The 18,593-nt window shown below is 44.2% G+C and carries 15 protein-coding genes and 1 other annotated feature; of the genes, 4 read left to right on the plus strand and 11 right to left on the minus strand.

Translation table 11 applies throughout. The annotated features are described in order from the left end of the window. Positions 1–29 precede the first annotated feature (29 nt). The 3 genes from BM126_RS11380 to BM126_RS11390 form a co-directional block, all read right to left on the minus strand. A complete protein-coding gene (locus BM126_RS11380; RefSeq protein WP_090989623.1) occupies positions 30–821 on the minus strand; it encodes a CPBP family intramembrane glutamic endopeptidase in 792 nt (263 codons plus the stop codon). Between the two features lie 76 nt (positions 822–897). Then, on the minus strand, positions 898–2,619 hold the full coding sequence (locus tag BM126_RS11385) for a sensor domain-containing diguanylate cyclase (protein ID WP_090989624.1): 1,722 nt from the start codon (positions 2,617–2,619) through the stop codon (positions 898–900). A 138-nt stretch (positions 2,620–2,757) separates the two neighbouring features. Further along, entirely contained in the window at positions 2,758–4,062 is a 1,305-nt protein-coding gene (locus BM126_RS11390; protein WP_090989625.1) for a bifunctional folylpolyglutamate synthase/dihydrofolate synthase, read from the minus strand. A 102-nt stretch (positions 4,063–4,164) separates the two neighbouring features. Here BM126_RS11390 and BM126_RS11395 point away from each other — a divergent pair, with 102 nt between their 5' ends. Together BM126_RS11395 and BM126_RS11400 are read left to right on the plus strand one after the other, a co-directional pair. Continuing rightward, complete coding sequence (locus BM126_RS11395) at positions 4,165–5,082, plus strand: RimK family alpha-L-glutamate ligase (protein ID WP_090989626.1); 918 nt, start codon at positions 4,165–4,167, stop codon at positions 5,080–5,082. Then, positions 5,075–5,926 (plus strand): ATP-grasp domain-containing protein, encoded by an 852-nt coding sequence (locus BM126_RS11400; RefSeq protein ID WP_090989627.1) that lies wholly within the window; start codon positions 5,075–5,077, stop codon positions 5,924–5,926. The genes BM126_RS11395 and BM126_RS11400 overlap by 8 nt, the downstream gene beginning before the upstream one ends. 218 nt (positions 5,927–6,144) lie before the next feature. Here the strand turns inward: BM126_RS11400 and BM126_RS11405 are convergent, their stop codons facing one another. After that, positions 6,145–8,793 (minus strand): valine--tRNA ligase, encoded by a 2,649-nt coding sequence (locus tag BM126_RS11405; RefSeq protein WP_090989628.1) that lies wholly within the window; start codon positions 8,791–8,793, stop codon positions 6,145–6,147. A 248-nt stretch (positions 8,794–9,041) separates the two neighbouring features. Then, positions 9,042–9,288 (minus strand) — a binding site (T-box leader). 179 nt (positions 9,289–9,467) lie between these two features. On the opposite strand from BM126_RS11405, the gene BM126_RS11410 reads away from it, so the two are divergent. After that, a complete protein-coding gene (locus BM126_RS11410) occupies positions 9,468–9,659 on the plus strand; it encodes a hypothetical protein (protein ID WP_083392030.1) in 192 nt (63 codons plus the stop codon). 573 nt (positions 9,660–10,232) lie between these two features. On the opposite strand, the gene ysxE is transcribed toward BM126_RS11410, so the two are convergent. Next, positions 10,233–11,279 carry a spore coat protein YsxE gene (gene ysxE, locus BM126_RS11415; protein ID WP_256213068.1) on the minus strand — a complete coding sequence of 349 codons (1,047 nt, stop codon included), beginning with the start codon at positions 11,277–11,279 and terminating at the stop codon, positions 10,233–10,235. Positions 11,280–11,432: 153 nt separating this feature from the next. Further along, complete coding sequence (gene spoVID / locus BM126_RS11420) at positions 11,433–13,319, minus strand: stage VI sporulation protein D (RefSeq protein ID WP_177201407.1); 1,887 nt, start codon at positions 13,317–13,319, stop codon at positions 11,433–11,435. A gap of 42 nt (positions 13,320–13,361) precedes the next feature. Between spoVID and BM126_RS22850 the strand changes: the two genes are divergently transcribed. Beyond that, positions 13,362–13,496: a hypothetical protein gene (locus tag BM126_RS22850; RefSeq protein WP_256213069.1), complete on the plus strand. Its 135-nt coding sequence runs from the start codon at positions 13,362–13,364 to the stop codon at positions 13,494–13,496. A gap of 193 nt (positions 13,497–13,689) precedes the next feature. Here the strand turns inward: BM126_RS22850 and hemL are convergent, their stop codons facing one another. From hemL to BM126_RS11445, 5 genes are read right to left on the minus strand one after another with little or no spacing between them, the layout of a single operon-like run. Next, positions 13,690–14,979, minus strand: coding sequence for a glutamate-1-semialdehyde 2,1-aminomutase (gene hemL, locus BM126_RS11425; protein ID WP_090989631.1), 1,290 nt, complete (start codon positions 14,977–14,979; stop codon positions 13,690–13,692). Positions 14,980–15,021: 42 nt separating this feature from the next. Next, positions 15,022–16,011 (minus strand): porphobilinogen synthase, encoded by a 990-nt coding sequence (gene hemB, locus BM126_RS11430; RefSeq protein WP_090989632.1) that lies wholly within the window; start codon positions 16,009–16,011, stop codon positions 15,022–15,024. A gap of 12 nt (positions 16,012–16,023) precedes the next feature. Further along, complete coding sequence (locus BM126_RS11435; RefSeq protein ID WP_090989633.1) at positions 16,024–16,812, minus strand: uroporphyrinogen-III synthase; 789 nt, start codon at positions 16,810–16,812, stop codon at positions 16,024–16,026. Next, a complete protein-coding gene (gene hemC / locus BM126_RS11440) occupies positions 16,812–17,744 on the minus strand; it encodes a hydroxymethylbilane synthase (RefSeq protein WP_090989634.1) in 933 nt (310 codons plus the stop codon). The genes BM126_RS11435 and hemC overlap by 1 nt, the downstream gene beginning before the upstream one ends. 9 nt (positions 17,745–17,753) lie before the next feature. Continuing rightward, positions 17,754–18,587, minus strand: a complete 834-nt coding sequence (locus BM126_RS11445) for a cytochrome C assembly family protein (RefSeq protein ID WP_090989635.1) — start codon at positions 18,585–18,587, stop codon at positions 17,754–17,756. Positions 18,588–18,593 lie beyond the last annotated feature (6 nt).

The following is an 18,593-nucleotide window of genomic DNA, read 5'->3' on the forward strand; positions in this document are numbered from 1 at the left end:
AGAAAGGCAATGTTTTTTTTGTTACATATTCATATAGCTTCCGCAACATTATTTTCTCTCTTCTTTTCAATACTCTTTCCTCGATAATATATGTAGGAAACAGCAAACAGCAATGCGGCAAATGTTAATACAATCATGTTATTAAGCACAAAATCTATATTTCCCTTGTTAATTACCAGTATTCCCCCGCCTTCTTTGCCATTCAGCCCATAAAGCAGACCAAAGGCTGTATTCAATCCAAAATGAATCCCTGTATCTGCCCAAATAGAACCTGTTTTTAAAAAAGAATAGGTTAAAGAAAGGCCAAGGATCATAGAGAAAACAAAATTCATAACAGTCAGGCCGCCATTCCAAAAGTCATCTGCCGCATAAACAAAAATACTGATGCCGGCCAAGTATATTGGAGCAAGCTTCCCCTTTAGGAGGTTAATAATTAATCCTCTTGTTATTAAATCATTGATTAGTGATCCTAATAAAAACCCGACAGCGACAAACACCAGTGTCATCACCGCATCCATCCCTGATTTGATGCCAATGATTTCAAATTTCCCAAGCCTCCAGTATATCGCATACATAATCGCCCATGCACCAAATCCCATTATGAAGCTTGCTGTAAAGTACTTTAGGCTTTTCTGATCCAACCTCAAACCTATCCCTTTAAGTCCATCGAGGCCATTTATCTTTGCTATGTATGAAGCAATCGGAAAAAACAGCAAAAGACAGATAAATTGAGCGGCACCGTTTGATATAAAATGTGCTGAAGCATTGAAATATACGTCTAATATAAAAATACTCGCCGCTCCCGTTATAAATTTCTTCATAAGTATCTCCTCTTCATCTCCATAGAAAAGCAGGAGATCTCTGTATGAAATCCCCTGACATTTTTGTATTCAGCTGTTACCCCACATACTGCGCAACCTTATTCCGCCCAGCCTGCTTTGCGCCTGTGTACATGGCGCGGTCTGCGTGGCGGATAAGGGCCTGGGCGTCTTCTGCATCGGTCGGCGCAGAGGCCACACCGATGCTTGCCGTGATAGGCACAAGCAGCTTACTGCGGTGCTCGTCCAGGTCGGAATGGACGGTGAATGGCTTGTTGGCAATAGACAGACGGATGAATTCAGCAAAATCATATGCCTCCGCTTTCTCCATATTAGGCAGCAGCATGACGAATTCTTCCCCGCCGTATCTGGCAAGCACTCCACGTTTGCCGATAATCTGGTCAAGCCTTTCTGCCAGCTGTGTGAGAATTTCATTACCGCTTTGATGGCCATATGTGTCGTTCACCGATTTAAAACGGTCAATATCAAGCAGTATGATCGATAGGCTTTTTAAGATATTCATGTCCAATTTATTGAACTCTTCCTGCAGCTTTGCATCGAAGTAACGGAAGTTGTATAGGTTTGTCAGCGCACATCTCTCGCTCTGCTGTCTGGCCTTTTCATGATGGCGGGCATTTTCGATGGCTACCCCAAGATAAGAGCATAAAATATCCATAATCATCATTTGATATTGTTCGTATGCCCGTTTTTTTGCTGAAGTCATGACTACAACACCTACAACAAGGTTATTGCGGACAATCGGGACAGCCAGAATGCTTTCAACATGCTCGGGAAACACACCTGTGTCGAGATGGCTCCATTCTTTTCGCGAATGATAGAATTGGGCTTTTCTTGTTTTCCACACAGTCCCGCAGACTCCGGAATCCAGCCTCATGGCCTTCATTCGTTTATCCATTTCTTTTCCATTCTCTGTATATCTCAAAAGCTGTATTTCTATTTCTTTATTGAATACGTCAAAAATATAAGCTCCTTCTGCAGAAATGATGGCCGAGATGCGGTCAATGAATAAACTGAGCACCTCTTCCTTCTGAAGGCTTTGAGTGAGCTGCTGACCGAATTTGCTCGCCTCTTTCAAGTGGGCATTCATTTCTTTCGAATTATAATAGAGCCTCAAAATCAAAGACATGCTGATGATCGGGATTCCGATCAGCAGGATGGAAACCATGCCCATTTGCTGATAAACCAAAAATAAAATAATCCCGATAGGAAGTATCATCAGTGTCGATACACCATCCCACAGGGTATCAATTGTAAAAAGCGTGAACTTCTTTTTATGCAAAGACATTTGCACAAAAGCAATCAAAAAGCTGTTTAATACAAAATAAGCAAGCTGATAGACAATGACATACCATAAATGTGAAGCATCAAGCATTCCGTTAAATTCAGCGCTGCCGCCAATGGCATAATAAATCATGCCGCTCAAAAGGCAGACAAAGAAAAAAATCAGCGAATTCAGCGGAAAACGATATATTTCACTTTTTCCAAGCCGCAACGTCAATAGCAAAAAGACGAATGCCAGCTGGGTAACAATAATTTCTGCAGATAGTCCAAACACGAGAAAGACAGCCAGAGAAACTCCCTGATATGCTGAAATGGGAATGTTATTAATGATGATTGGAATATACGAAAGAATTCCCATCAAAATTAAAAAGAAAGCCATATCCAAAAGGCCTCTGTCCAGGTTTAGAGGGTAGAAATGTAATGTCATCATTAGCCCCGCCGGAATAATCAGGAGCCATAATATCCACACTGTGAGCTGTTTGCCTTTTGACACATCCATGTTCCACCGCTCCTTTCTCTTATATCGGGCATATTGAAATCTATGAATAGTTTATCTGGTAAAATAGTCTCGATTTTAAGAATATTTTAACAAATATATACAATATTGTCACACTAATTTATTTTCGTTCATTTATTATTATTTCAGTCTATCAGAAAGCCAGGCCCTGACTAGCGTTAAAAAATAAAGCGAACCTGTGAATATGACCAGCTCATCTTCACCGATTTCCTGCAAAGCCTTCTGGGATGCGTTTCTCCAATCTCTTATTTCAATGGTATTGTCTGAACTGCTAGTCCCTAGCAGCTCTCTTGCACTTGCAGCTCGCTCATGTGGAAACTCTGTCACAATAACTTCAAAAGCGCTGTTCTCAATGGCAGCAAGCATTTTTTTGTAGTTTTTGTCTTTTAATGCAGAAAAAACAAAACGATATTTAAACTCTGGATAATTTTCACGCAATGTCTGCAGCAAAACATCCATTCCCGCCGGATTGTGTGCTCCGTCCAAGATGACCAGGGGATTTTTCGCTAAAACTTCAAAACGCCCATTCCACTTGGAACGCCAAATCCCCTCTTTCATGCTGCTTTCACTTATGGAAAAACCGTATTTTTCCTTCAAAAGGAGCACAGCAGCAAGCGCAAGTGCTGCATTGTCACCCTGATGCCTGCCAAGCATGCGGGACTTTACACCGGCCAGCCTGAAAGAATTCATGCTAAATGAAAAGGACTGCTGTACGGCATGTGAAGAATAATCCGATAGAATAAAGTCCTCGCCAAGCGTATATCGTTCAGAATGATTTTTTTCAGCTGTCTCAGCAATAATCCTGGCAGGCCCTGTTTCAATGGCGCCGGTAACTACCGGAACCCCCGGCTTGATGATTCCTGCTTTTTCCCCGGCAATTTCTTCAAGCGTATTGCCGAGAATATTGGTATGCTCAAGGGAGATCGAGGTAATGACAGATAACAGAGGAACCACAACATTTGTCGAGTCCAGCCGGCCGCCAAGCCCGGTTTCAAGCAAAACAATATCCGGCTTTTTTTTGCTGAAAAATAAGAGTGCCATGACGGTGAGTATTTCAAACGCGGTCGGACCGCAATTTTCTTCATCCATTTCTTGTATCACAGGATATATTTCCTGATAAATCGAGATGAAATCCTCATCGCTAATAGATTCCCGGTTCAGGCTGATCTGCTCGTTCACCTTCACCAGATATGGAGATGTGAACGCTCCCAAAGATATTCCTTCAGTTATCAGGATTTCTTTCATATAATTTAGAGTAGAACCTTTTCCGTTGGATCCGGCAATATGCACATATTTCAGCTGCTGATGCGGATTACCGAGCCTTGCGAGAAGCCTTTCCATTCGCGATAAGCCAAAATCCATGCCAAGCTTGAGCTGTCTTTTTTCTATAGCACTGTTTATTTCATCCATTTTCGAGTATTTCATTATATAAGCCCCCTATACACAAAGAACCATGCAATATCATTCTCATCCTATCATAATTCAAGGCAGAGAGATAATCTGATACCAAAAAGGAAGTGCATCACTATGAATACGAAAGCATTACGCTGCTGGATCATTGTAAATGGATATTTGCAGCAGAAAAAATTTTCTGATTTAGCTCTTTTTATAAAACATTCAGCAGAACGTTACTCTGTCGATGCAGAGATTGTCCGCAATACTGAACTCATCCCTATGATTGAGGATGGCAAGCCTGTTCTTGCCGGCTTTAAGGGGGACCTGCCCGATTTCATTCTATTTATGGACAAGGATATCCATCTTGCCCGGCACCTGGAAACAATGGGCCTGCACGTTTATAACAGCAGTGAAGCAATCGATATTTGCGACAGCAAAGCAAAAACCCATCAAGCGCTCATAAACAGCGGAATTTCTATGCCTAAAACAATCTTCCCTCCTTTTACCTATGAAGGAATCCTTAGGAATGATTATGAAGCTTTTGCAAAAATGGGGGAAGTGCTGGGTTATCCTCTTGTGATCAAAGAATCGTATGGGTCATTCGGCCAGCAGGTTTATTTAATACATAATGAAGCAGAGCTTTTGGAAAAAATAGCTGTGCTTAAGCACAAGCCGTTCATCCTTCAGGAATTCATTTCACACAGCAAAGGCCGCGATATCCGGCTGAATGTAGTAGGAGATGCTGTGGCCGCTTCCATGTACCGGGAGTCCGAAACCGATTTCCGGGCCAATGTTACAGCCGGCGGCAAAACATATCCCTATACGCCGACAAAGGAAGAATGTGAGCTGGCCCTAAAATGCGCGAAAATCCTAAAAACTGATTTTGCTGGAGTGGATCTGCTGTTTGGGGAAAACGGCCCGCTGCTTTGTGAAGTAAATTCCAACGCCCACTTATTGAACATTTATGATTGTACAGGGGTTAATGTTGCAGACAGCATGATTTCTTATATTTTAAAAAAACAGTTTGGATTCGGGGCTGGCAATGAATAACGGTTGGCTTATCTACAGCAAAAGTGATGCAGAAAAAAATCAAGCCTATATCAACTGGATGCTTGAGGAGGCGGGTTTGCTCGGAATTTCCCTTGACCTTCATTTCAGGGAAGATTTCCAAATCGGATATCAAAACCAGGAGCTGTTCTTATCTCTTCACGGCAATAGTATTGATCTTCCCGGCTTCGCTATTGTCCGGACAATTGATCCTTTTTTCACAAAACAGCTGGAGCTCATGGGAGTGAAGTGTTATAACTCCTCATTTGTTTCGGAAATCTGCAATGATAAAGCAAAAACACATCAATATCTGAGCACTCATGGAATTCCAATGGCAGATACCCTTTTTTATGAAACTTCATTGGACCGGGTATTTTCTTTTCCTTACATTGTCAAAGAGGTACATGGACGCGGCGGAAAAGCCGTCTATTTAGCGGAAAATGAAAACGATAAAAAAAATATCAGGCTGGACCCTCACGGTAAATGGATTGTTCAAAGACCCGCGCAGCTAGGAAAGGATGTCCGTGTTTTTGTTATCGGCAAAAAAGTAATCGCAGCTGTGCTGCGGCATTCTGATCGTGACTTTAAGGCGAATTTTACGCTTGGCGGCAGCGCCTCCCTATATGAGCTATCAGAGGATGAACACCTTCTTGCAGAAAAAATTGCCTCTTTATTTGATTTTGGGCTTGCCGGCATTGACTTTGTTTTCGATGAAGATGGCAGCCTGCTTCTGAATGAAATTGAAGATGTGGTCGGAAGCCGGACATTGAGCATGCTTTCAGACATTAATCTTGTCAGGGAGTATTTAACATTCATTTTGGATGATTTGAATGCGGAATCTGAATAACGGCTGCACTGTGAACAAGCTTATTACAGAAACCAAAAGCCGCCCGGATATAATATTCCGGGCGGCTTTTGGTTAACAAGGCGCTTGCGCTTTTTATTTAATCCAGCTACAGCGCCTAGCTCGCTGTGCAAAAGACGTTTTGTCCTCAGAAGGCAAAAAGCGCCTTCCAAGGACAAAACCCTATTTGCTTCGCGAGCTTGACAAGGCGCTTGCGCTTTTTATAGTTGTTTCATTTCTTCGATGCGGCGGATTACGGCGTCGCGTTTTTCGCTGTAGTCTTTTTCTTTTGCGCGTTCTTCTTCAATTACGCTTTCAGGCGCTTTTTTAACAAAGCCTTCGTTGCCCAATTTCTTTTGAACCCGCTCTACCTCTTTATTCAGCTTATCGAGCTCTTTTTCGAGGCGTTTGATTTCTTCTTCTACATTAATCAGTCCCTGAAGAGGAAGAATCAGTTCGGCACCTGTGACCACGGCTGTCATGGCCTGGCCTGGTTCCTCAACGTCAATGCCAATTGTCAATTCTTCAGGATTGCAGAAACGCTCGATATAGGCGCTGTTTTTCTTAAGTGTACTTAGCGCCTTTTCGTCTTTGGCTTTCAGTATCAGCTTAATTTTTTTGCTGAGAGGAGTGTTAACCTCAGCACGGATGTTGCGGACAGAACGGATGATTTCAACAAGCAGCTTCATTTCCTCGGCGGCTTCTTCATCATGCAGCTCTCCGTTCACTTCCGGCCATGCTGCTGTTGTGATTGATTCCCCGTTATGAGGCAGGTTCTGCCAGATTTCTTCTGTGATGAATGGCATGAAAGGATGAAGCAATCTCATCGTATTGTCTAAGACATAGGCCAGGATGGATCTTGTCGTTTTCTTGGCAGCTTCGTCTTCACCGTATAGCGGAAGCTTCGCCATTTCAATATACCAGTCACAGAAATCATCCCAGATAAAGTTATAAAGCACACGGCCCACTTCACCAAATTCATACTTATCAGCAAGTCTTGTCACAGTTTCAATCGTTTCGTTCAAACGGGTCAGTATCCATTTATCAGCAACAGATTTCTCGCCGGTCAAATCAATGTCCTCATACTGCAGGCCTTCCATATTCATCAGTGCAAAACGGGAGGCGTTCCAGATTTTGTTGGCAAAGTTCCAGACAGCTTCAACCTTTTCATTGCTGTAGCGAAGATCCTGTCCTGGCGAGCTTCCTGTTGATAAGAAATAGCGAAGAGAATCTGCCCCGTATTTCTCGATAACATCCATAGGGTCAACACCATTGCCAAGAGACTTGCTCATTTTCCGGCCCTGTTCATCACGTACAAGCCCGTGGATTAGCACATCCTTAAATGGACGCTGTCCTGTGAATTCTATCCCCTGGAAAATCATCCTTGATACCCAGAAGAAAATGATATCATAGCCTGTAACAAGCGCTGCTGTCGGATAGAAGCGTTTATATTCTTCACCTTCCGTATCTGGCCAGCCCATTGTTGAAAAAGGCCAAAGCGCTGAACTGAACCATGTATCAAGCACATCGTTGTCCTGGTTCCAGTTTTCAATGTCAGCAGGCTCTTCCTGTCCAACATAGATTTCGCCTGTTTCCTTATGGTACCAGGCAGGAATGCGGTGTCCCCACCAAAGCTGGCGCGAGATGCACCAGTCGCGGATATTTTCCATCCAGCGCAGGTAGGTATTCTCAAAGCGTCCCGGAACGAAATTTACTTTATCATCTTCGGACTGCTGCAGGGCTATTGCTGCTTCCGCCAATGGCTGCATCTTAACGAACCATTGAGTGGACAAATAAGGCTCAACTACTGCACCGCTTCGTTCTGAATGTCCAACTGAGTGAGGATGGTCTTCAATTTTGAAAAGAACGCCCAGCTCCTGAAGGTCTTTTGTAATTTGCTTGCGGCATTCAAAACGGTCCATGCCTTGATATTTTCCTGCTTTGTCATTCATCGTTCCGTCTTCGTTCATAACAAGAATCCGCTGAAGGTTATGGCGGTTGCCGATTTCAAAGTCGTTCGGATCATGTGCAGGCGTAATCTTAACTGCCCCAGAGCCGAATTCCATATCAACATAATCATCTGCAACAATCGGAATTTCCCTTCCGGTTATCGGAAGCGTCACATTTTTGCCGATTAAATGCTTGTATCGGTCATCTTCAGGATGAACCGCAACTGCTGTATCACCAAGCATAGTTTCCGGACGGGTTGTTGCAATTTCAATAAATCCTGATCCATCTGACAATGGATATTTCATATGATAAAATGCACCCTGAATATCCTTGTAGATAACTTCAATATCAGAAAGAGCGGTCTTTGTTGAAGGATCCCAGTTAATGATATATTCCCCGCGGTAAATCAGCCCCTTATTATAAAGGGAAACAAATACCTCGCGTACGGCTTTAGAAAGACCTTCATCAAGCGTAAAGCGTTCACGGGAGTAATCGAGTCCAAGACCAAGCTTTGACCACTGCTCGCGGATATGGCCTGCATACTCATCTTTCCATTTCCATGTTTCTTCAACAAATTTTTCGCGTCCAAGATCATAGCGGCTTACACCGTCAGCGCGGAGCTTTTGTTCAACCTTTGCCTGTGTAGCAATTCCTGCATGGTCCATGCCAGGCAGCCATAATACATCATAGCCCTGCATTCTCTTCATGCGTGTAAGGATATCCTGAAGCGCTGTATCCCAGGCATGCCCTAAATGAAGCTTTCCTGTTACATTTGGCGGCGGAATAACGATGGTGTAAGGCTGTTTTTTTGATTCTTTTTCCGCTTCAAAAAACTTCCCCTTCAGCCACCATTCATAGCGGCCTTTTTCAATCGACTGCGGATCATATTTCGTTGGCATGGATATCTGATTTTCTTCCATTGTCCGTTTCCTCCTTGCGTGCTGATCATATTTTTAAACACAAGGCTCTGGTAACCTTGTTTATTGACTTCCGCTCCAGACGCTTGCTTTCCGGGGGGCGTTCGGCGAGCCTCCTCGTCGCTTGGCTCCTGCGGGGTCTCCCCTGTAACGCTAATCCCCCAGGAGTCAAGCGTCTTCCACTCCAGTCAAAAGTGCAGAAATCAATAGTGTACTTTAACAAAGCCAAACACAAAAAAACTTCCTCATCACAAAAGGACGAAGGAAGTTGTTCGCGGTGCCACCTTTTTTCCGAAAAATGATACAGCAAATATGTACCCATTCTACGGCTCTCAAATAAGATAACGGCTCTTGCCGGTTTCCGCTACTATCTTGGCTTACGTTCACGGAAACAGCTCCTGGGCGACTTCCGATGCTGCTGGCTTGGGACCTTTCACCAAGTGGTTCCCTCTCTTTAAAGCAGCCTGTCATCGTACTATTCCCGATCAAAGCTTTCAATGTATTTTTTTATCAAAAGTAATATACCTAATATACTACAAAAAAAATAGCTATTCAGTCAATCATTCTTTCCGATTTTTTATATTTTATACATTCACAAGGAAAGGCGTGATTGCTTATTCACCTTTTTGCGCAGATACCCATAATATAATATGACTCTATGAAGGAAGTGCTGAAGAATGAAGCGAAGATTTTCCCCTTACTCCATGCCGCCATGGCTGAGAACCTGCCGAAACGCCTGCCAGCAATGCATCATTCCCATTTGCATATTCCAGGGAATCCGGACCTTTTTCTTTCCAACCACATTCGACGTCCTGCTGCTGGCCCTGCTAATACTAATTGCCGTCGCATTCCAGCTTGAATGGTTTTAACCAAAAGCGGAAGCGCCTCATAAAAGGATCAAAGACTAAGAACGCCGCGTCCTGCGGCAACGTCTTTGTGACCCCCATCCTGGGGGCCTCCGACTTGCATAAGACGCGCTAGAATAGAAGTCGCTCTTTGACTTCAATTCTTTCGTGGCTTATGACCTCGAGGGGCTAGGCGCTGCAGCTCGACGAAATCAAAAGCGGAAGTGCCTCATTAAAAGGATCAAAGACTAAGAACGCCGCGTCCTGTGGCAACGTCTTTGTGACCCCCATCCTGGGGGCCTCCGACCAGCATAAGACGCGCTAGAAAAGAAGTCGCTCTTTGCCTTCAATTCTTGCGCGGCTTATGACCTCGAGAGGCTAGGCGCTGCAGTTCGACGAACTCAATTGCGGAAGCGCCTAATTATAGAATCAAAGACTAAGAACGCCGCGTCCTGCGGCAACGTCTTTGTGACCCCCATCCTGGGGGCAAATGCGAAAGCGCCTGCTAAGAGGCGCTTTCGCAGGTAAGTATGTTTTTAATCTAAAAAGACCGGTTAATTCCCTGCTGGCGGAATTTGCCATAAGAGACGGCCGGTCTCAGCTTTGTTCCTGGGCCTGCTGTGCGGCGGCGGCCTTTTTCTGAGCCTCGATTTCTTCCATTTTCATGACAACATATTCGGTATTTTTCAGCTGCCAGTATTGCCGCTGCAGCTGCTTCAGGTAATCCATTTCTTTAAGGCTGCCTTTTTTTTCAAAATAGTTTTTGACAATGTCCATGCAGGTGCCAGGATAGGCAAGATAACTTTGAAACAGAAGCAATTCATCTTCTTTTAGAGGAAAATATTTAAAGTAATTATATATCCAATCCACGCAGTCATCATTTTTAACAGGATATGTTTTGGACGATTTGACCACAAACGGAAGCAGATCAAAGTGGGCAGGCGCTTTCCTTGAGTTCTCGAGGTTGATAAAGTAGCCATATCCCCTGTCATCATAGATAAAATGCTTCAGTGACACCTTTCCGTGAGTCATCACAGTCCGCACCTTTTCCTTATCCTTTGTCTTTTCATACCATTCCTCAAACTTCTTTGTGCTATAGCTAAGGGCCTGGGATATATCAGCATATGCTGATGCAAAGATCATTTCAAACGGGGACATATACCATTTTCTTTCACAGCTACCCACATACTCCTCCAGGAATTCCGCCTGCTTTTTCCACTCCTCGAGTGTTGTCTGATAATGCTCATCCCTGTGTTCTCCATCCACTGCCATTTCCCTCGCGGATAGAGTATGCATCCTGGCCAGTTCCCTGAACATCTGCTTATGCCGCTCGTTTCTTTCCCCATTTTCATCATTTGAGAGCCACGGCATCAGATAATACAGGCTGCCATTATGGAGAACTGCATATCTTCCGTCATTAGTCGGATAAATAGGGACAATCCGGTTATATCCCCGCTGATACAGAAATTGGACATTCCGGATAAAATCAATGCCATGTTTGGGTGGAATGAGCTTCAGGGCGAAAACGCCTTTGTCGGTGTATACCTTTCTGATTTTTCCATGCTGCTCAACAAAAAGAACAGAAAGCGCATAATCCTGGACAATCCTTTCTGTATCCTGTTTCAGATTCTCGTTTTCATTCACGAGATTTCCCCGCTTTCTTCTGAACGACCATTTTAAAAAAAGCGCAGGTGCCTGTTCTGCCGTGACAAGCATTTGAAATTAAAAAGGCCCCGGGCGCTGTACTAAAAAAACAGAGCAGGGATTCCGCTCTGCTTTACCTATAATTTCTCATATTCACCTTTTAAAGCTTGGCGTTTTGGGGATATATAAAACCTGCCCCTCAAAAATATCCTGGTTAGGTTCGAGTTCATTGCTGTTTAAAAGGGACTGCACCGAGACATCATAGCGGTCTGCCAGTGTATCCAATGTTTCTCCATATTGAACAATGCAGACCTTAACCTTAGTCAGTTCCTCTTCCTGCTTCCTTCCGAGAAAATCTGTTAAAGAAACGCGCTTTTCCGTTTCCGCCTGTTCCTGCTTTTCCGCTTTGCCGGCATTTTTCTTAGGAGGTGCTTCTCTTCTTCTGGCCAATTCCAATAATGGTGTCGGCAGTTTTTCGGCTCGTGCCGGTTTTTCATCCTGCTTGTTTTCATTTATGCGCAGAATTTCTTCAGGAATGCTGTCAGGTGCATCACTTTCATATGGAAGAACAGGTATCTCAAAAACCGGTGCCTGCTGCTCTTCCTTTATAAAGATAGGCTGTGACTCTTCTTCAGCTTCAGCAGGCTTGGTAACCTCCACACTGAATGGCCTGTAAAGCTCTTCTTCTTCCTCGTATTCACTGTGAGAAAGGTTTTGCCTCGGTTCTTCCTCGTACTCACTGTAAGATAGATTTTGCACAGCTTCTTCCTCGTATTCACTGTGAGAAAGGTTTTGCCTCGGTTCTTCCTCGTGCTCACTGTGAGAAAGGTTTTGCCTCGGTTCTTCCTCGTACTCACTGTAAGAAAGGTTTTGCCTCGGTTCTTCCTCGTACTCACTGTAAGAAAGGTTTTGCCTCGGTTCTTCCTCGTACTCACTGTGAGAAAGGTTTTGCCTCGGTTCTTCCTCGTACTCACTGTAAGAAAGGTTTTGCCCCGGTTCTTCCTCGTACTCACTGTAAGAAAGGTTTTGCCCTAGTTCTTCATCCGCCCCGCTTTCAGGATTGTGCCCGGGTTCTTCATCTGCACGGTATAGCGAGTTTTGGAACACATCATTTCCATAGGTCTCATTCGGAGGCTGTTCATAATCCGCTACCGGGTCATTGATTTCAGGATCGCTTGATGGCTCTTCTTCATATTGAAAATAAATCTCTTTCTCTTCTTCCGCTTCGGTATAAGGATCATAAGCTGGATCATTTCTGTAACCGGCAAAAGCATCAGCTTCTTCTCCATCAACTGGTGCCGGCATAGTTTCTTCCTGAGTGTACCAGCTGTACTGTCCGCTTTCTTCCGTATCAACAGGGAGGGCAAAGTGTGGATCATCTTCTATTTCCTCATCGTTGCTATGATGTTCCGTTTCAGTATAGTACGGATAGTAATCGGTGTTTACATTATGTGCTGCATTTTCCTCCGGACGGGGAGCGTCACTGTACATTTCTGTTTCTTCCATTTCTTCTGTTTCCTCTGCTCCAGCGTAGCTGTAGTAGTCTTCATCCTCATCAGCTGTGCTGTCTTCCTCAAACCTGTCTGCGGTACTTACTTGTGCTTCATTATAAATGCCTGAAATCAGCAAATCCGCCTGAAGCTTAAGACAGTTTTTATCCGGCAGAGAATAGTCGAACGACAGGATGCTCACATCGATTTCAGAAAGCGATGCAATCCGGTTTGCCGGTATGGTGATATCCACCGGAAACCTGTGGGAAAATTCACTGTTCCCATTTTCTCTTTTCTCCACATTGTGGATGGTTTTGGGATAATTTTTTTGTGTATAATCCCTGATTTCTGATTCTCCGCTGCGAACTTCATTTCTATATTCACCACTTAAGTCAAGGGTTCCTTTGATGACCACATATTGATCGTTTTCCTGGATGGATACATTCGGGTCAAGGGAAATGGAATATAGCTCAGCTACTTCCTGTCCTTTCTGAAACCAAATGGATTCCTCTAATGAAAATCGTAAAGACGATTGATTTTCTCTGGTCAACACAACTCCTCCTTCCATATTTCAAAAAAAAAAACAATAACGATGCCATTAACAATCTATGAAGAAGGAAAATGGAATATTACTGGAGGAACAAAACAAAATGGCATGCGCGGCATCAGAGTGCGTGGGAGACATCTTCAGTTTGCCGATTGGAGAGTGTATTTAGATTTGAGGTGAGACCGCATGAGCCAAGCTGGTATGCCCGGCAAATGCCCCGGGAGTGTTGTACTGTTAACAGAGACACAAATAAAAAGCCAGATCCCATTAATGATAAGGGGTCTGGCTCCTGATGTTAGGTTTCCTATTATTTGCACTAAGCTGAATGAAGCATCCTGCAGCGGAAATCAGACTGCGGATTTAGCAGATGTCTTTATTTCTTCAACTTCGCAAATGCTTTTTCAGCAGCGGCAATGGTTTTCATGATATCTTCGTCCGTATGCGCAGTTGAAAGGAATAATCCTTCAAACTGGGACGGCGGCAGATAGATACCCTGCTCAGCCATTTCGCGGTAATAAGTACCGAAGAAGTTCAAATCAGAAGATCTTGCTGCTTCATAGTTGATGACATTTTCATTTGTGAAAAATAAGCCAATCATGGAGCCTGCACGATTAAAGGTATGCGGAACGCCATACTTTTCTGCAGCCTCACTTATGCCTTTTTCCAGCATATCACCTTTGCGTTTAAATTCCTCATAAACGTCAGGAGTCAGCTGGCTCAATGTTTCATAGCCTGCCGTCATCGCCAGCGGATTTCCTGAAAGTGTGCCGGCCTGATAAATCGTTCCGCTTGGAGCCACTTTTTCAATAATTTCTCTTTTTCCGCCAAAGGCGCCGACTGGCAGGCCGCCGCCAATTACCTTGCCAAGACAGGTAATGTCAGGCATCACATCGTAATAGCCCTGTGCACAGTTATAGCCCACACGGAATCCTGTCATAACTTCATCAAAAATCAGCAGGGCGCCATATTGGGAGGTTACATCTCTTAAGCCCTGCAAAAAGCCAGGCTGCGGCGGTACAAGGCCCATATTGCCGGCAACAGGCTCTACAATGATGCAGGCAATATCTTCGCCAAACTGTTCAAATGCATATGAAACAGCAGCTAAGTCGTTATAAGGGACCGTGATTGTATTTTTCGCTGTTCCCTCAGGCACACCCGGGCTGTCAGGAAGTCCCAGTGTGGCAACGCCTGAACCTGCTTTAATCAATAATGAATCTCCATGTCCATGGTAGCAGCCTTCAAATTTAAGGATTTTATTGCGGCCTGTATATCCTCTTGCCAGACGAAGGGCACTCATCGTCGCTTCTGTACCGGAAGATACCATACGGACCATCTCAATGGATGGGACCCTCTCGATTACTAGCTCAGCGAGTTTATTTTCAATTAATGTGGATGCCCCGAAGCTTGTTCCTGTTTCGGCAACCTTCTTGATTGCCTCGACCACCCGGTCATTCGAGTGCCCAAGAATCAGAGGGCCCCATGATAGCACATAATCAATGTACTCATTTCCATCAATATCATAAATCTTGGAGCCTTTTCCGCGTTCCATGAAAATCGGGTCCATATCGACCGATTTAAAGGCGCGGACCGGGCTGTTTACCCCGCCTGGCATAACATTTTTCGCTTTTTCAAATGCTAATTTTGACTTTTCATATGACCGCATTCCCATATCCCCTTTTCATATAAAGGTAACTTGCCCTTTTGCTTATTTTTCTTCATCCAGCCAGCGTGCAGCATCTTTTGAAAAATATGTGATGATTAAGTCTGCGCCTGCACGCTTCATGCCAGTCAGCATTTCCATGACAATGGCTTTTTCATCAATCCAGCCGTTCAATGCCGCTCCTTTGATCATGGAATACTCACCGCTGACATTATAAGCTACAATTGGAAGGGTAAAGCTGTTTTTCATGTCCCGGACCATATCCAAATAAGAAAGAGCAGGTTTTACGATCAGGAAGTCAGCTCCCTCTTCCACATCTGATTCTGCCTCGCGGAAGGCTTCCAGGCGGTTAGCCGGATCCATTTGATAGGTTTTGCGGTCGCCAAATTGTGGTGCACCATTTGCAGCATCACGGAAAGGACCGTAAAACGCGGATGAATATTTGACTGCATAAGACATGATTGGAATATCTTCGTATCCTGCTTCATCTAAACCTGCGCGAATTGCTGTTACAAATCCGTCCATCATGTTGGAAGGAGCAATAATATCGGCACCTGCCTCGGCTTGGGAAATGGCTGTTCTAGCAAGGAGATCGAGTGATTCATCGTTCAGGATCTTGCCGCCTTCCACTACGCCGCAATGGCCATGGCTTGTGTATTCGCATAAACAAGTATCGGCAATTACGATAATTTCAGGGAATTCCTTTTTAATAAGCCTTGTGGCCACCTGCACTAAACCATTATGAGAGTAGGCGCCTGTACCTGTTTCATCTTTATCATGCTCATGAGGAACACCGAACAAGATGACGGATTGAATGCCAAGTGCAGACACTTCCTCCATTTCAGCATGAAGGTTGTCCATTGACAGCTGATAAACGCCAGGCATGGACGAAATTTCATTTTTAATATTTTCTCCATCAATGATAAAGATCGGATAGATCAAATCTTCTTTCCTCAAAAACGTTTCACGCACCAATGCTCTCATGCCTGCACTTGAACGCAAGCGGCGGTGGCGGCTGAATTGTAGGTTTTTCATTTTGAGTTCCTCCTATGAGTTCCGTACTGATTGCAGATAGACTGATAATTGGTCAATCATTGCATCTGCTGTATATATATCCGGGCAGACATGGACGGTCAGTCCATACTGCTCGGCTGTATGTTTTGCTATCGGGCCTATACATACTATCATAATGTTTCTTACATCATTTTGCAGGGAATTCACCTTAACTATTTTCATAAAATGGTGGACGGTCGAAGAGCTTGTAAATGTAACCGCATCGATTTGATGCTGTTTCAAAAGAACAGCCAGCAATTCCCCGCTTTTGTCAGGCAGCTTCGTTTGGTACACCGTCAATTCCTCGCAAGCCGTTCCAGCAGTCCTGATTGCCTCTGCAATTACAGGGCGCGCCAAATTTCCTTTTGCAATCAAAACCTGATCGGAAACTTTAAGATGCGGGACAAATTGCCGGGCGAATTCTTCTGCAACGAATTTATCCGGCACAAAGTCAGGCTTAAGCCCCCGGCTAAGGAGAGCCTTTTTTGTCTGATTCCCGATCACGGCAATCTTCGGCAGTTTGCTCTCTCTGGCTCCTGCTTCATACTGGCTGAAGAAAAAATCGACTCCGTTTTGGCTCGTGAATATAAGCCAATTAAATTCATCAAGCCTCATAAGCGTTTCTTGGATGACCTCAAGGGAGTCAGGCAGAACAAATTCAAGAAGAGGGACCGCAAGCGGAACCCCTCCATTTGCTTCGATTTTCCGTACTAAACCAGAAGCTTGCTTTTTTTCCCGTGTAACCAGGATCCTGTATCCTTTTGGGAGCTTAATTTCGGGCATTATTGCTCGAGCTCCGCTTTGACGCGGTCAATCAGTTCCTTGGCACCCTTTTCACTCAAAATACGGGCGGCCTCTTCTCCAACCACAGCTGGATCGCGCCCTTCAACTACTTCTTTGTAAATCACTTTTCCGTCCGGAGAAGCGACAAGTGCTGTCAGTGAGATATTTCCATTTTCCTTGGCAACGGCATAGCCGGCAATCGGCACCTGGCAGCCGCCTTCCATTTTATCTAAGTACGCGCGCTCCGCTTCCACTGTAAGCTTTGTTTCTTCAGAAGTAAGCTTTTGCAGCTCTGCCAGCAGATCCTGGTCATCACTGCGGCATTCAATGGAAAGTGCCCCCTGGCCTACTGCAGGCAGGCAAAGTTCAGGCTCCAGATATTCTGTCACCGTTTCAGCCTTCCAGCCCATTCTGGCAAGTCCTGCGGCAGCGAGAATGATGGCATCATAGTCTTCGTTTTTCAGCTTTTCCAGACGCGTATCAATATTTCCGCGGATCCATTTGATTTCAAGATCCGGGCGGCTTGCAAGAAGCTGTGAGCTTCGACGGAGGCTGCTTGTTCCGATGATTGCCCCGCTCTTCAGTTCATCGAGCGGTATATTGCCTTTTGAAATCAAAGCATCCCTATGGTCTTCCCTTGGAGGTATACAGCCGATTGTCAGACCATTTGGAAGCACAGCCGGCATATCCTTCATGCTATGAACAGCCATATCAATTTCTTTGTTAAGCATAGCTTGTTCAATTTCTTTCACAAACAAACCCTTGCCGCCTACTTTGGATAATGTTACATCCTGAATCTGGTCACCTTTTGTCACAATTTCTTTAACTTCAAATTCGTAAGGTACACCAAGTTCTTTTAGCTGGCGAATCACCCAGTTTGTTTGTGTGATGGCCAGTTTGCTTCTTCTGGAACCGACAATAATTTTTCTCATGATATCCTCCTATGTAACCCAAAAGTGGAATGTAGAAAGGCTTCCGAAAAGAAAAAAGTTAATGAGCAGGATAATGAACGAAAAAATATTCAGTAACGCTAACTTCTTTCCATATAGCTGTTTCCGGACCTTCATATATAAATACACGCTGTAAACAGCAAGAACAATGAATGAGCCGACAATTTTCAAATCAAACCAATGGACACCCGGAACCTTAATATACGCCCATTGCAGACCCAGTATCAGAGAAAAGATCAGGACGGGCACCCCAATCCCATTAAGAATGAATGACATTCTTTCAAGCTGTGAAAGATCTCCAAGGCGCTGCAGGCGCTTTCCCCATTTTTTTCTTTTCAATAAGTCATATTGAATCATATATAGCAGGGAAAAGACAAATGACAGCGAAAAAGCTCCGTAGGATAAAATCGCCATCGTAATATGAATCAGCAGCAATTCAGACACAAGGCGCTGGGCAAGCACGTCCGATTCGACCTGAACTGGGGCAAAGGTGTGTATAGCCATCACCATGAAACCGAGCACATTTGTAAAGAAAACAATAAAGTCAGCCCTGAGAAAACGATTGATTACCAGAGAAAGGGTAATCAGCACCCACGCATAAAAATATAAACCTTCAAATATCGTTAAAACCGGGAACCTGCCTGTCTTTGCCATATAAAGAAATAAAAAAATTGTTTGCAGCAGCCAAACAATAGCAAGCAACCAGAAGGCCACTTTGTTTGCCTTCTGGTTATTATTAAGAAAATCCATAAAATATAAGAGCACGCTTAAGGCATACAGCAAAACAGTAGCTTCGTGCAATCTTGTCATCGTGAGCTCCAGCATAGATGC

The sequence above is a fragment of the Bacillus sp. OV322 genome (assembly GCF_900112495.1).
In the GTDB taxonomy this organism is placed as follows: Bacteria; Bacillota; Bacilli; order Bacillales; family DSM-1321; genus Peribacillus.

Excerpts from the sequence above, each read along its gene's own strand:
- BM126_RS11380 (WP_090989623.1), bottom strand. The coding sequence starts at position 821 with ATGAAGAAATTTATAACGGGAGCGGCGAGTATTTTTATATTAGACGTA.
- BM126_RS11385 (WP_090989624.1), bottom strand. The coding sequence starts at position 2,619 with ATGGATGTGTCAAAAGGCAAACAGCTCACAGTGTGGATATTATGGCTC.
- BM126_RS11390 (WP_090989625.1), bottom strand. The coding sequence starts at position 4,062 with ATGAAATACTCGAAAATGGATGAAATAAACAGTGCTATAGAAAAAAGA.
- BM126_RS11395 (WP_090989626.1), top strand. The coding sequence starts at position 4,165 with ATGAATACGAAAGCATTACGCTGCTGGATCATTGTAAATGGATATTTG.
- BM126_RS11400 (WP_090989627.1), top strand. The coding sequence starts at position 5,075 with ATGAATAACGGTTGGCTTATCTACAGCAAAAGTGATGCAGAAAAAAAT.
- BM126_RS11405 (WP_090989628.1), bottom strand. The coding sequence starts at position 8,793 with ATGGAAGAAAATCAGATATCCATGCCAACGAAATATGATCCGCAGTCG.
- BM126_RS11410 (WP_083392030.1), top strand. The coding sequence starts at position 9,468 with ATGAAGCGAAGATTTTCCCCTTACTCCATGCCGCCATGGCTGAGAACC.
- BM126_RS22850 (WP_256213069.1), top strand. The coding sequence starts at position 13,362 with ATGCCATTAACAATCTATGAAGAAGGAAAATGGAATATTACTGGAGGA.
- hemL (WP_090989631.1), bottom strand. The coding sequence starts at position 14,979 with ATGCGGTCATATGAAAAGTCAAAATTAGCATTTGAAAAAGCGAAAAAT.
- hemB (WP_090989632.1), bottom strand. The coding sequence starts at position 16,011 with ATGAAAAACCTACAATTCAGCCGCCACCGCCGCTTGCGTTCAAGTGCA.
- BM126_RS11435 (WP_090989633.1), bottom strand. The coding sequence starts at position 16,812 with ATGCCCGAAATTAAGCTCCCAAAAGGATACAGGATCCTGGTTACACGG.
- hemC (WP_090989634.1), bottom strand. The coding sequence starts at position 17,744 with ATGAGAAAAATTATTGTCGGTTCCAGAAGAAGCAAACTGGCCATCACA.
- BM126_RS11445 (WP_090989635.1), bottom strand. The coding sequence starts at position 18,587 with ATGCTGGAGCTCACGATGACAAGATTGCACGAAGCTACTGTTTTGCTG.